General features: G+C 42.9%; 10 protein-coding genes and 1 pseudogene. 4 read left to right on the top strand and 7 right to left on the bottom strand.

All coding sequences use genetic code 11. From position 1 onward, the window contains the following. Positions 1–1560: pseudogene (locus HWQ41_RS07400) on the top strand (hypothetical protein); the annotation flags it as partial. A gap of 195 nt (positions 1561–1755) precedes the next feature. Here the strand turns inward: HWQ41_RS07400 and HWQ41_RS07395 are convergent. The 4 genes from HWQ41_RS07395 to HWQ41_RS07380 all read right to left on the bottom strand — a co-directional run bounded on the left by HWQ41_RS07395 (position 1756) and on the right by HWQ41_RS07380 (position 7336). Further along, positions 1756–2457: a hypothetical protein gene (locus HWQ41_RS07395; protein WP_292761065.1), complete on the bottom strand. Its 702-nt coding sequence runs from the start codon at positions 2455–2457 to the stop codon at positions 1756–1758. A 648-nt stretch (positions 2458–3105) separates the two neighbouring features. After that, entirely contained in the window at positions 3106–4089 is a 984-nt protein-coding gene (locus HWQ41_RS07390; RefSeq protein WP_292761064.1) for an RNA polymerase sigma factor, RpoD/SigA family, read from the bottom strand. A 572-nt stretch (positions 4090–4661) separates the two neighbouring features. Next, positions 4662–6392: an ATP-binding protein gene (locus tag HWQ41_RS07385; RefSeq protein WP_292761062.1), complete on the bottom strand. Its 1731-nt coding sequence runs from the start codon at positions 6390–6392 to the stop codon at positions 4662–4664. Positions 6393–6541: 149 nt separating this feature from the next. Next, the gene (locus HWQ41_RS07380; RefSeq protein WP_292761061.1) at positions 6542–7336 is read right to left on the bottom strand and encodes a glutathione S-transferase family protein; all 795 of its coding nucleotides are present in this window, start codon (positions 7334–7336) and stop codon (positions 6542–6544) included. Positions 7337–8198: 862 nt separating this feature from the next. Here HWQ41_RS07380 and HWQ41_RS07375 point away from each other — a divergent pair. Next, entirely contained in the window at positions 8199–9044 is an 846-nt protein-coding gene (locus HWQ41_RS07375) for a fasciclin domain-containing protein (RefSeq protein ID WP_292761059.1), read from the top strand. A gap of 437 nt (positions 9045–9481) precedes the next feature. On the opposite strand, the gene HWQ41_RS07370 is transcribed toward HWQ41_RS07375, so the two are convergent. The 3 genes from HWQ41_RS07370 to hemL form a co-directional block, all read right to left on the bottom strand. Then, positions 9482–9784: a hypothetical protein gene (locus tag HWQ41_RS07370; protein WP_292761058.1), complete on the bottom strand. Its 303-nt coding sequence runs from the start codon at positions 9782–9784 to the stop codon at positions 9482–9484. Positions 9785–9918: 134 nt separating this feature from the next. Further along, positions 9919–10827, bottom strand: a complete 909-nt coding sequence (locus HWQ41_RS07365; protein WP_292761056.1) for a polysaccharide deacetylase family protein — start codon at positions 10825–10827, stop codon at positions 9919–9921. Between the two features lie 793 nt (positions 10828–11620). Beyond that, a complete protein-coding gene (hemL, locus tag HWQ41_RS07360; RefSeq protein WP_292761055.1) occupies positions 11621–12919 on the bottom strand; it encodes a glutamate-1-semialdehyde 2,1-aminomutase in 1299 nt (432 codons plus the stop codon). Between the two features lie 106 nt (positions 12920–13025). Here hemL and HWQ41_RS07355 point away from each other — a divergent pair, with 106 nt between their 5' ends. Then, positions 13026–13220 (top strand): ChaB family protein, encoded by a 195-nt coding sequence (locus tag HWQ41_RS07355; protein WP_292761054.1) that lies wholly within the window; start codon positions 13026–13028, stop codon positions 13218–13220. 95 nt (positions 13221–13315) lie between these two features. After that, the gene (gene hisIE, locus HWQ41_RS07350; protein WP_292761052.1) at positions 13316–13966 is read left to right on the top strand and encodes a bifunctional phosphoribosyl-AMP cyclohydrolase/phosphoribosyl-ATP diphosphatase HisIE; all 651 of its coding nucleotides are present in this window, start codon (positions 13316–13318) and stop codon (positions 13964–13966) included. Positions 13967–13978: the final 12 nt, after the last annotated feature.

Genomic DNA, 13978 nt, shown 5'->3' with positions numbered 1-13978 from the left:
AACGGCGACGGCATCGCTGACCTGATTATCGGGGCACCAAATGCCTCCCCCAACGTTCCCTATTCTGGGCAGAGCTACGTGGTGTTTGGCAGTAAGGGGGCTTTTGATGCCAGCATCAACGTCTCCACCCTTAACGGCACTAACGGCTTTGCCATCAACGGCATCAATCCAGGTGACGACTCAGGCATCTCTGTGAGCAGTGCGGGAGACATCAACGGCGACGGCATCGCTGACCTGATTATCGGGGCACCAAATGCCTCCCCCAACGGTGACGACTCAGGGCAGAGCTACGTGGTGTTTGGCAGCAAGTCCGGTTTTGGTGCCCAACTCAACCTCTCCACCCTCAACGGCACTAACGGCTTTGCCATCAACGGCATCAATCCAGGTGACTACTCAGGCTCCTCTGTCAGCAGTGCGGGAGACATCAACGGCGACGGTTTTGACGACCTGATTATCGGGGCACAAGATGCCGGCACCTTTTCAGGGCAGAGTTACGTGCTGTTTGGAGGGAAGAATGTAGCTAGTGGCAGCACAATTATTAACCTGACAGGAACTGCTGGTACAGATACTCTTGTAGGCACAATTGGCAACAATATCATCGACGGCAAAGCTAGTAACGATAAGCTCACTGGTAACGGTGGTCAAGATAAATTTATCTTCCACCCTGGCGATGGCATCGACACCATCACCGACTTTGCCGGCGTCGGCATTGGCACAAAACCTTCACCGCCGGTAATTGCCGAGGTGGATACCTTGGATTTTACAGGTTCGGGATTGACTGCTAAAAATCTGCAATTAACTCAAAACGGCAAGAATCTAGAAGTCACTTTTGAAGATACAAGCAACACCAAAGTCATCCTGCAAAACTTTCAACTAGAAAACTTGGATAATTTACCCCCATCGTATAGGAGACCAGCTATCGGCAATATCCTGTTTGATGGACAGACCAGCATCGCTGACAGTTTTGATGTCTTCGATGCCAACTCCACTCAAACTAATTTGTTTAACAAGAACACTGTGACTTTCCTTAATGACCTTAACAATAAGATCACGAGTTTTTACGACTCCAATGATGTGATTAATGGTCAGGGAGGTGATGACATGATCGACGGCAAGGGTGGCAATGATTTGCTGCGGGGTGATAGTGGTAATGATACCCTCATCGGTGGTACGGGTAATGATACTCTGGTTGGCGGTGCTGGTAATGACGTACTCACTGGTGGTGCGGGTGCTGACAGATTCCTTTACAACAGCAGTGCTGCTATTGGTGTAGATACGATTAGTGACTTCAACAGTTCTGAAGCTGATAAGATTGTACTGGATAAGACTGCCTTTAGCGCGATCGCCTCTGTTGCAGGAAATGGTTTCAGTAAGAAGAGTGATTTTCAAGTCACTAATTTAGGCCAAGCCAGCACAGCGAAAATTGTCTACAACCCTGTGAGTGGGCAATTGTTCTACGACGAAAATGGCAGTGCGCCTGGTTTCGGGAGTGGCGGTTTGTTTGCGACTCTAACTGGTGCGCCAAATCTCACCGCATCTGATTTTATCATCCAAGCGTAATTCATTTGGAACATCAAACTTTAATAGCATTTTACACAAACCCTGATACATACAGATTTATCGTCGGGGCAGTTCAGGCAATAGTTAGGTAATGATAAATGACGATTTATGAAAACACTCAAAAATTCATCATTCATCATCAAGATTTGGAATTTATTTATATTTGACTAGCTTTGTGTAGATAACTATTGAATATCATTTGCACATTTGCAATGTGTTGCGATCGCTAGCAGTGATAGAATTTAACCGATGAAAGTCTTGCAGAGCCACCGAGTAAGCATAACTGCTTGACTCATCTTCACCGACTTTAGGCAATCTACTGCTTGTAGCTACCTGATTCGACTGATTAGAGCTGGCTTCATTTGCTGAACCATTAACCGTCATCGCCAACTCTCCTGATGGGTTGAGTGTACCCTGAAAACAATTAAACTCTGATTGGGGCATATACAATGCACCCGTTACTTTGTGCTGCTGCTTTTGAAATATGATGTAACCTTGACCAAGCTGGTTTGGTTTTGGGGATTGACCATACAAATAAACCCCATCTTTTTCAGGGAAATTCGCTTTTGGTAAAACTCCTGCATCTTTTGTAGCTTCCTGAGAATCTGGAACCAGCGCCGTGGTTGTAGGTACTGTTTTTCCGCTCTTATGGGCAAAAAGCCACCGATCTCCAGAAGCCGCATTAAGTTGACTTCTCTGCTCTCGAACTCTTCTTAGCTGCGACAGAAGAGAGGGTTCGGAGGTTTTCTGAATCTGAGCCGATGATAATGGAGAATTTGTAACTGATACTACTTGAGTCTGCTTGCCTATAAAGCCCAAACCGAGAAGTAAGCCTAAGCCCGCGAGGGAAATTCCCCACTGACGGGGAGATAATAACTGATGAAGGTTGTTAAGCACCCTACTTCTCCTGTTAAAAAATAAACTAAGTTCTCTAGAACTTACTTAAATCATAACCAAGTCTTAATTGTCAAAGACTTTGTTAACGACTTAATATTACTATTGTCCAAAAAAGAAAACTGTCAAAAACTAAAGTTTTTATTTAATTTAGTTCAACTATCTTAGATTACCATCAGTTATGAGTATTTATTGTTCATCTAATAGATTCATCCTATTGGATGAGGTTAATCACAAATTAGCAGTTTTGATTTAATTGAACCAGATATGTTGTAGGGGCACAGCAATGCTCATGCGTGTCAACTTAAGCTAAAACCCTTTTAGAACCTCGTTTCCAGCCTCTGGCTGGAAATGCAAATCAAAAGCGGCTCTGCTGCAAGTCTTGAGGCGGAGCCTCCAATTAGGTATTCCCAGTCACTGACTGGGAACGAGACAATCTCTAAAAGCTTGTTATAGACTGGCTTTTATCTTAAGTTGACACCAATGAGCAATGTTCCCTACCGCGTGGTCTATTTAAGACGAAAATTGCTGTAATTTTTTGATATCTTGCCTTTGACATTTTTTCTCAGAGTTGTCAGCAGAAAAAAATCGCCCCCTGAATTCAGGAGGCGCGTCACCTTATAGAGACGTAGCATTGCTACGTCTCTACATTTAGCTAGCAACGTATTCTTGGACATTGGCACGACGGCGACGCAGATGAGCCAAAGCTTGATGCTCTAACTGACGGACGCGTTCACGGCTGAGACTCAATCTCTCACCCACTTTTGCCAATGACATTTCATTACCATCCTCTAAACCAAAGCGTAAAGCTAAAACTTCTCGCTGTTGCGGGGTTAGTTCTGCTAGCAGGTTGTTTAAGTCTTGGCGTAAGAATTCCTGGTTGGTGTAATACTCTGGTGATGGGCCGTCATCTTCGAGCATTTCTTGCAACTCGGTATCCTGGTTCTCGCCAACTCGCACATCCAAAGATACTGGTTGACGCGCCATATTCAGGTATTCGCGGATCTGAGCAGGTTCTAGTTCCAGTTCTTTACCAATTTCGGCTGGAGTTGGCGATCGCCCCAAGGTTTGAGCCAATTCGCGCTGCACTTTTTTGATTTTATTCAGTTTCTCGGTAATGTGGATCGGTAAGCGGATAGTACGACCTTGTTGGGCGATCGCGCGGGTAATCGCTTGGCGAATCCACCAGTAAGCATAGGTTGAGAACTTATAACCCCTGGTTGGGTCAAATTTCTCCACACCCCGCTCTAATCCTAGTGTTCCTTCCTGGATTAAATCCAGAAACTCCATATTCCGCTTTTGGTACTTTTTGGCAATAGCAACCACCAAGCGCAAATTCGCTTCGATCATTTTTTGCTTTGCCCGCTTACCTTGCGCCACCGTTTGTTGTACCTCGGTTTCCGATTGTTCAACCTGGTCAGCCCACTCTGACATATTCGGTTCGCGGTGCAGTTTCTTCGCCAAAGCCTCCTTGGCGTCGATCAGCGTCATCATTTGTTGCACCTGCTTCCCAAAAACAATTTCTTGTTCACGGGTTAGCAGTGGTACACGACCAATTTCCCGCAGATAGGTTCGCACCATATCAGCCGTGAATTTGGTGTTGAGGTTTTCCGTTTGGGTGTTGACAGTAGGCATTGGTGCGTTTTCCTCTACTCCGTAAACACAATGTATGTTTTCTTACTAAAATGGATGGATAAAGGTAGTACATCTATCACGAAATATCGGGAGCTACCAAAAGCAATTATCAATTGATACAGCCGTTGTTAAGACGGTAAGCCCCCAATGATAGGTTCCCCTACCTTCCCTAAATTTTCAATCTCTTATAAGCACGCTGGTTGTTTTTGAGAATTCTTCTTTTGGACAGTTACTGACAGCAACTATAAAATCCGAAGTCGATATGAGTTCTACTTAGCTTTATAATACGATAAATCTGGCAGATAGTAAAGTATCTTAAGATAAAGCTTCCAATTATAATTCAAAATTGCCCATTTGCAAAAAAAAATTAACCTTCCTTGAAATTACTGACTATATATATAGTGACGCCAAAAACCCCTCTTCTGTTGCAAAAACCTAGCCGGATAACCGAACTTAATTTGCAGTCAGGATGGAGGGATGTCACGAATTAGTCATTAGTCATTGGTCATTAGTCATTAGTCATTAGTCATTGGTCATTTGCAAAGGACAAAGGACTAATGACTAATGACTATCTAAAAACCAAGGTCAGCTTTGGCTAGTTCAGCAGCGGCGAATACTTCTGCGTCAGGTTTTTCTTCCCAGGCTGGCTCACCAATTTCTTCGTAAAAAGTTGCGTCGTAAGGTCGGGTACGCACTACTACCGGCATCGGAACGGCGTGACCCAATATTAAAGCTTGTTGCTTCGAGTCTAACTTTGCCAACACCGATCGCAGTCCACTACCACCAGATACACCCGTGAAAATCGCGTCAATGTCTTTTTCATCATTCAGCAAAGCGGTAATCCGAGTCCCAATCTGGGACATAACTTCATTATCTATGCCTGATGGACGTTGATCAACTACCAAAAGTGTGACAAAATATTTCCGCAGTTCACGGGCAATAGTCCCAAAAATAGTACTTTGTACCACTCCTGGGTCAAGGAAACGGTGCGCCTCTTCAATGGTAATCATCAATGGCGTGGGGCGATCGCTAGGATTTTTGCTCTGTAAAAATTTATCAGCTTTTTTGACGTAATGCTCGTGAATACGGCGGGTGATCATATTCGTCACCAACATATAAGAGAGCATATTAGACTGGGAACCAAATTCTATCACAACATTCTTCCCAGATTCCAGGCACTGGACAATTTTACTAATGTAATTCTGGGGGCAAACCGCTCGCATATACTTTAAACTATCCATCCGCAATAGTTTGCGCTGCAACGCCATAATCGAGCCTTTGTGTCCGCGCTTCTCATCGCAGAACATCTCGATTTCTTCGTTAGTCATATTTAGCAACTGGACAATCCAAGACTTGCCAAACTCGCTATATAGAATATTGGCGTTATCCAGGGCTGCGTCAGAGAGTCCTAAATCTCGACTACATAACTTAATATCTTCAACTTCAATTTGCTCGTAACTCAAATAAAGTTCTTGAGCATCACGCACACCCCGGCGCTTTGTCGATTCCGGGTCGAGGGTGTAGACTTCAACTTTACTAGGAAAAAGTTGCTTTAAGCCCTTAACAGTACTGACGTTTTTACCTTCTGCGACAGCTTCCCAGCCATACTCGGAGTGCATATCAAAAATCAAGTTTACTGCCGCATTTTTACGGATAACGCCAGCTAAAATTAGCCTCGTGAGAAAGGATTTACCAGTACCAGATTTCCCAAAAATCCCATTACTCCGTTCCACGAAGCGGTTTAAATCGATACAAACGGGCACATCCATATCCAAAGGTTTCCCGATGGAAAAATTGCGCCTTTGGGGGTCATCTTCCCAGCCAAATACCCGGCGAAAATCGTCAACACTTGCATCGTAAACTTGACTAAAGTGGCTAGGAATAGTTTTAACAGGCAACAATTCCATCGTCGTGCTGGTTTGTGGCACAAATGAAGCCAAACCCGTCATCGATGGGACGAAGGGATTTGCCGATTTGCCATTTGTTGGAGAAAAAGATTCTTCAGATTCGGGAGTGAACATCAACATCGGCGCGAGGTTGATAGTACCATAAGTACCACTTCCGGCTAAAACATCTCGTAAAAAAGTATCTTCCCAACTGGGGGGATTAGCAATAATTCGCGCATTAGCAGCTCCCAATGCCACATCTGTCAGCATACAAAAAAAACGCGATCGCATCCCTTGCACAACGAGAAACTTACCCACCCGCATATCTTCCACAGAAATGTCAGGATGCAATCGAACTTCTAACCCTTCAGTCAGAGAACCTTGAATGACCGAACCTAATGGCTGTCCCGAATTCATCTAATTAATTACATGATTGTTGGTGCTATCTCTTATGTTGAATTTTAATTGCATAGGGCAAAAGTTGCGAATTAGTCATTAGTCATTAGTCATTAATCATTCGTCATTCTCTCCCAATGCCCCATGCCCAATGCCCAATGCCCCATTACCTAGTCAATCTGAATCGAAGTTGGCGCACTTGGGGTTGGTGGAGTGGTAATAATTAATGGTTTGCGGAATTGGGTGTAAAGGCGATCGCGCCAGGTGAAGAATGGTGCATAATCTATATTCTCTGTAAAGATTGGCAATCCTTTGCCTCTAATAGAAGCTGGTAAATCCAGATAGGAACCAGAGGGGAACTTGAGCAATATCGATAAACCCGCCACTGCCAAGTCAGCTAAAGTCGGCTGATCTCCTGTTAAATAAGGACTATCTGCCAGTAACAATGTTAAAGCTTCCAGGTCTTGTTTTAAGGATGCGATCGCAGACTGGATCACATCTGGGCTATAACCTACCCCAAAACCCAACAGTGTCAGGAAGTCACTAGGTACTCCTTCAACCAGACTTTTAAATATATCTGGTGTTGACGTGGGTAATAAAGACTTGCGGAAATTTTGATCTTGACTTATGCCAGCAAATAGTGCTTTCCGACCTTTGATGCCTATAGACTCATCCGCCCATTCTTCTATCAATAAAGTTAAACCCCGTTTTTTGGGATCTTGCGGTATTATTGGGCGATCGGGATACTCTAAGTCTAAATACTTAGCTATTGCCGTAGAATCCGCAATATATCGATTACGATCCTTTAATACTGGGACTTGTTTTTGACCAGTCAGCCGGAACAGTTCTACTTGTCCAATCCCAGGCGTAACCTCTATTTTTCGGTAATCTAGTCCTTTAAAATCTAGAATTAGGCGCACTTTCTCTGAGTATTGAGATAGTTCCCATTGGTATAATTCCAGCATAGTGTATATCTTGTAACTGGTCAACTTCTTAACTTTACAATTGTATCTTTAGTTCAAGTAATTTTTCTTGACATTAGTTGCTTGTTGTCTATCTAATTGACATTAGGGTTGAACTTATACCTGATTTTTGGCTAAATCGATTTAGAAAAATATTATTTTCTGATTGATTAAAATATCAAATAACTAAATAATTTAATTCGGCATATACGGCATATATAAATAAACCAAACGGCTCAGTCGTCGTCTTCAGCCGTTACTTTAATTTCTGTCACCCTTAGCCTACTACTTTGTCAAGCTAGTTTTGAAGGTTTGTAGTCAGGACTTTAGTGCTTAGAAAATCAGGACTAAAGTCCTTACTTCCAAGTTGCTTACCCATCAATTTAAACTTGACAGACTACTAGGTTAAGATATGTAGGTACTTAATTTCTGTACATTTTGCTGAGTAATCAATGGTTAATTCAGAGATATAGCCTTCTCCTGTATGGGATTCAGGATTTTTGAATCAACTATTAATTTAGGTATAAGTTTGTATATAAATTGGCTTTTAACTATAATCTTTCTGACAGCTTATTCTAACTCATAACTTGTAGATGTGAGATTTTCACACTTTCTTAGAGTTGGCGCTACACCAGATGAGGCTTTTTAAATCTTTTTGGTGTGATGGAGGAAATTTGCTCAATTTAGATAAAATATGTGCTAGATATATTTCATACTTATCAGCCTGATCTGAGGTTAGATACTTTATCTCGCCAGCACAAATTATTCTAGGAAAAATCTTACTTCCCTCTTCCGTTAGATTTTGTGCATAGCAAAATGTTATAAATCTTTATGTAGTGTGTGGACAAAAAGACAAACAAAATTTATGAAGACAAATTACAGCAAATTGCTGACCACGTTGGCAGGCATAGCAGGATTTACTAGTTTTAGCGTCCTCATTACTTTACCATCTGATGCGAAAGAGGCACTAAATCCTAACCCCAGTATTTTCAACGAAGCCCCCTATAACCAGGGACAACGCCTTCAAGCAAACGCTCAATACACATCTGCTGATGCTGCTTCCGAAATAGAAAAGGGCAATACCAAGCCCCAACAAGTAGCACAGAACAGTGGCGGTGGTACGCTAAATCCCAAACCAAGTATTTTCAACGAGCCTCCCTATAACCGTGGTGGTAGCGCTACACCTAGTGAACCTGCACTCCGCACCCCACGTACTACCACACCACCAACAGAAGTACCATCTACTGAGACACCTACTACAACTCCGCCAGGGCCAGGGGCAAGCGACAATCAAGGCAAAAACTTGTTAGCTTTGGCAGAGTCAAACGCTTCTTTTACCACCTTAACCAAGGCTTTGAAAGCAGCAGGATTGACCGGAGCTTTGCAAGGCAAAGATAACTTAACTATTTTTGCACCCACTAATGCAGCTTTTGCTAAGTTGCCACCAGATGCTTTGCAAGAATTGTTAAAACCAGCCAACAAAGAAGTATTGATCAAAATCTTAACTTACCATGTAGTACCTGGTAAGGTATTGTCCACTGATTTGAAGTCTGGCGAAGTTAAAAGCCTTGAAGGTGGCACAATCAACGTTAAGGTTGATCCTACTACCGGTGTAACTGTCAATGATGCTAAAGTTACTCAGGCAGATATCACAGCCAGTAACGGTGTAATCCACGCAATTGATCAAGTTATTTTGCCTCCTGACTTGTAGTTTTTCGGTATCAGTACAACCGGAAACAGAACTATGTTGGCATAAAGTATTAATACGTAAAAATCCCGTTCAGATGTTAATTTTGGACGGTTTTTTTGTAAGAAGGGTGAGTTAATAAGGAATTTTAAAGAAACCAGAAATAGTTCATCGTTCAGCTAGGTTCTAATGCAAAACTTCATCCTGTATCTAGCTTCCCTCTCCAATATATCGGAGAGGGATTGAGGGTGAGGTAAGCCAGAGACATAAATTGTATGTTATTTAATTCTTATTCCTTAGTACACAGTTTTGTAAATTCGTGGTCAATTGAGGGTTTAAGTTGAAACGCACAGGGGCGCAAAGTTTGTTTCCATTCGCTACAAACTTAGGCAAAGCTGTACTTAGCCAGTTAAAACCTCAAAAGAGCAAGTGACTACAATTGGCTGAGTCCCTAATCTAAATCACTGAGGTATAGGCAGACTACCTTGTAGTATCATCTGACTTGCCCTAGCTTGACAGATGGGGCAGGCACAGCCAAACATCTGCATGGCAAGCTCTTTAACTCTTTCATTAGCACGTATTGATGGGTATTGGGGATATTCTTGTGAAACAGGTGCAGCAACTGTCTGTGTGTCAGTGGATGTTAAGGTAGGATTGGCTAAATCTTCGGGAGAAAGCTTCTTAGCAAAAGCTGGATTGACAGTTAGGAGCGTCAAAGCAAAAAAGCTAGAGCAGCAAAGCAAAGCCATTACAATTTTATTCATGATTTTCCTGAGTGGTAGACCTTATTATTAGTTGAGTTTAGCGAAAAAAATCTCCAAATCGCCCGAAAAATTCAGCTTGTTTTTAGTTGCCGAGTGGCGATTCATAGAGCCGCTGATTTCCATCGAAATAACAATTACTTTTTGTTGGCAATCAGCTTTTGATCTTTATCTTGCATTTCTAAAAGTTCAGGGATAGTAACAAAGCTATAGCCCTGTTTGCGAAAGTTGGCAATAATTTCTGGTAAAGCTTGCACAGTTTTAGAGCGATTACCACCACCATCATGCATCAGCACAATCCCACCTGGTTTGGCCTTCCTGAACACATTATTAATTAATTTTGGTACAGCAGGACGCGAGTAGTCTACAGAGTCAGCTGACCAGAGAATGATCGCATATTTGCTATTTCTAGCGTAATCAACCACCCCATTGTGCATGATTCCCCCTGGTGGTCGAAACAAATTTGTTTTAATTCCTGTGACTTGATAAATTTGGTCTGCTGTGTGGACAATTTCATAGGCAGCTGCTTGTGGATTCAAGAATTGATACCAATGATGCCAAGTATGATTGCCAATTACGTGACCTTCAGCAATCTCCCGCTTTACTAAGCCTGGATAATTCTTCACGTTTTGCCCAATGAGGAAAAATGTCCCTTTGATCTGATTTTGTTTAAGAATATCCAGTACTTGCGCGGTACTCTCAGGCCATGGCCCATCATCAAAGGTGAGAGCAATTACTTTATGCTCGGGAGTAAGTTTTGCCGACTCAACTATTGCCCCTTGAAAGCGTAGTGGCACAGCATAGGAAAGACCCTTTGTTTGTGCTTCTTGCTGCCAACTTTTAAGCATCGTCGCTTTTAGTTCTTCAATCTGCTGCTGAGTTCTAACCTTGGCTGGTAGATTGTTTACATTTCTATTCTCTGTACTTTGAGCCTTAGATGAGCTTGACTTGATAAGCATCATCGTGCTTACACTCAAACTGGAACTCAAGACAAGCAACGTAATTAATATTTTTTGCAGACCAAAAAATGATTTATAGTCTTGCACTTTATAGCTCCTTCAAGGGTCGAACCATCTTTTTTTTTACAATACTTCGGGCAGTTTTTTAGACTTTTGTAAGCTTTGCCCTCTAAGCTACAGCATGATTGGTATATTTTTTAAAGTTAGCTCCAACCCTGACTCTGAAAAAATGCCTTACCCTACGGATAATCTAATATCTATAAGCAAAACCCTCACTATGAAGGTGAGAGCCTTCTTGCGCGTTAATTTTTGTAGACTATGGGGTGGTATGAGGGGAATTTCGAGAACTGGAAAAGGTAATTGATCCTGCCTGATTAATATGAATATACCTAAATGTAGGTTAAATATTTCATCTCCTGTTGACGAAGCCATTGCAAAATTATGACGAAGATGTGACCTTTCTTGAGTGATGACGGCACAGGGCAGACCCGTTAGAATAATTCGTAATGACGCTCTCTACGAGACGCTACGCGAACGCTAACGTAATTAAGTTTTGTAACGGGGATTTAGCGCCAAGTTGGGCTTCTAATAAATCATTTATTTTGTGGGGTGGAAAACATGCCATTGGTGTCAACTTAAGGTGAAAGTTAGTCTAGAAGCAGCATTTAGAGATTGTCTCGTTCCCAGTCGGAGACTGGGAACGCATTCCGAGAGGGCTGCCGCCTCAAGACTTGCGGCAGAGCCGCAATGAGGTGCATTTCCAGCCAGAGGCTGGAAACGAGTTTTTAAAAGGGTTTTGGCTTAAGTTGACACCAATGAAAACATGGCCACCCCACAAGAGGTCACTGGATACTTTTTTATTTGGAAATGCCTTAACAGGTTACAGACTAGATATTACATTCCGTGCAACTGCTAAAGTCTGCTCAATATCCTCTTCGGTGTGAGCAAAAGACGTAAACCCAGCTTCAAACTGAGAAGGTGCTAAGTAAACACCATGCTCTAACATCCCGCGATGGAAGCGTCCGAATTTAGCTGTATCAGACTTTTTTGCATCTTCGTAGTTATGAACTGGGCCAGAGGTAAAGAATAAGCCGAACATCGCGCTGATTTGACCGCCGCAAACCGCATGACCATTTTCTTGGGCAATTTGCAGCAAACCATCTGCTAGCTTTTTAGTAATCCGGTCAAGATACTCGTAAGTACCTGGCTTTTGCAGCAATTCTAAAGTCTTAATCCCAGCAGTCATCGCCAAAGGATTACCAGAAAGAGTCCCAGCTTGATATACGGGGCCGGCGGGCGCAACCATTGACATAATATCCCGACGACCGCCATAGGCTCCCACTGGCAAACCACCACCAATCACCTTACCCAAGGTTGTTAAATCGGGAGTGACGCCAAATTTTTCCTGAGCGCCACCGTAAGCAATACGGAAGCCTGTCATCACTTCGTCAAATACCAATAATGCTCCATACTCGTGAGTCAGTTCCCGTAATCCTTCTAAGAAGCCAGCATCAGGCGCAATAAATCCAGCATTGCCGACGACTGGCTCAAGAATAACGCCAGCAATCTCGTCGCGGTTTTCTTCAAACAAGGCTTTAACGGCTTCCAAGTCATTGAAAGGCGCGGTTAGAGTGGTGCTAGTTGCCGATTTAGGTACTCCCGGCGAGTCTGGCAAACCAAGTGTAGCAACTCCAGAACCTGCCTTTACTAAAAACGCATCGGCGTGTCCGTGGTAGCAGCCTTCAAACTTGATGATTTTGTCTCGGTTGGTGAAAGCCCGCATCAGCCGCAAAACTCCGATACAGGCTTCAGTTCCAGAGTTGACAAATCTGACCATTTCGATGCTAGGAACGGCATCGATGACCATTTCTGCCAAAACATTTTCTAGGACTGAAGGAGCGCCGAAACTGGTACCTTTTTCTAGAGCTTCATGCAACGCTGCAATTACTTCTGGATGAGCATGACCGCAAATAGCTGGGCCCCAGGTGCCTACATAGTCTATGTATTGGTTGCCATCTACATCCCAAATATATGCGCCTTTAACACGATCAAAAACTATGGGTTGTCCGCCTACAGATTTAAAGGCACGAACTGGAGAACTGACTCCTCCTGGCATGAGGTTTTGAGCGGCGGCGAAGACTTCTTGTGATTTTGTTGTTTTAATTGTGGTATTTACCAAAGTTCTCTCCTAACAGTGGGCAATAAAAAGCTCTATCTTAGGATAGGGTCAAAAGTTACTTAGAATTTCTATCCTATAGAATTAGCTGAACCAAAAAAATAACAATATGTTATACAAGTCGAATAATGACTTGCCTCTAGATATTCAAACTCGATTATCTGAAGCATACCAGGATCTTTACCGAGCAGCTTTTAACTCGGCAATTCATTGGTATGGTGAAGCCTCAAAAGCTCACCAAGTCGCGTTGAGCGCTGTGAAGATGCAGTCTGCTATGGAACGAAATGCTCTTGTTGAGAGCTAGATAAGATAGTTCAATTCAAAAAAATATGCCAGCTGCTCTATTCAGAATGGTATCGTGAATCCATGAATTATTCTCATTAGAGCAAACTAGCTGGTATGTCTTCTAACGATTCGCGCTCACTGCATTACACCATCCCTGTTGAGAAAATTCGCTACGATGAACGGGGTCTAGTACCTGCAATTGTCCAAGATTATTTGGATGGTACTGTCCTGATGATGGCGTGGATGAATCAGGAGTCGTTACAAAAAACTTTAGAAACTGAAGAAACTTGGTTTTGGAGCCGTTCCCGGCAAGAATTGTGGCACAAGGGGGCGACTTCTGGACATATTCAGAAAGTGCAAAGTATCCGTTATGACTGTGATAGTGATGCGCTGCTCATCGGGGTAGAGCAATTAGGAGATGTTGCTTGCCATACTGGAGAGCGCAGTTGCTTTCACCAAATAGAAGGGAAAATTGCCCCACCACCAGGGGATACATTGTCACAATTGTTTCAAGTAATATGCGATCGCCGCGATAATCCTACTGAAGGTTCTTATACCTGTAAACTATTCGCAGGTGGCGATAACAAAATTTTGAAAAAGATCGGTGAGGAAACTGCTGAGGTGGTGATGGCCTTTAAAGATGATCAAGCAGATGCGATCGCTGGTGAAGTTGCTGATTTGCTATATCATACTTTGGTTGCCTTGGCTCACCATCAAGTTGATTTAAAATCGGTGTATCGGAAGTTGCAAGAACGTCGGCAATAGATCAAAAAAACA

It is taken from the genome of Nostoc sp. NOS(2021) (assembly GCF_017115025.1).
Classification (GTDB): Bacteria; Cyanobacteriota; Cyanobacteriia; order Cyanobacteriales; family Nostocaceae; genus Nostoc.
Note: the sequence above shows the minus strand (reverse complement) of the source record. Positions and strands in the feature narration are given on the sequence as shown.

Coding starts and splice junctions, on each gene's coding strand:
- HWQ41_RS07390 (WP_292761064.1), bottom strand. CDS start 4,089: ATGCCTACTGTCAACACCCAAACGGAAAACCTCAACACCAAATTCACG.
- HWQ41_RS07385 (WP_292761062.1), bottom strand. CDS start 6,392: ATGAATTCGGGACAGCCATTAGGTTCGGTCATTCAAGGTTCTCTGACT.
- HWQ41_RS07380 (WP_292761061.1), bottom strand. CDS start 7,336: ATGCTGGAATTATACCAATGGGAACTATCTCAATACTCAGAGAAAGTG.
- HWQ41_RS07375 (WP_292761059.1), top strand. CDS start 8,199: ATGAAGACAAATTACAGCAAATTGCTGACCACGTTGGCAGGCATAGCA.
- HWQ41_RS07370 (WP_292761058.1), bottom strand. CDS start 9,784: ATGAATAAAATTGTAATGGCTTTGCTTTGCTGCTCTAGCTTTTTTGCT.
- HWQ41_RS07355 (WP_292761054.1), top strand. CDS start 13,026: ATGTTATACAAGTCGAATAATGACTTGCCTCTAGATATTCAAACTCGA.
- hisIE (WP_292761052.1), top strand. CDS start 13,316: ATGTCTTCTAACGATTCGCGCTCACTGCATTACACCATCCCTGTTGAG.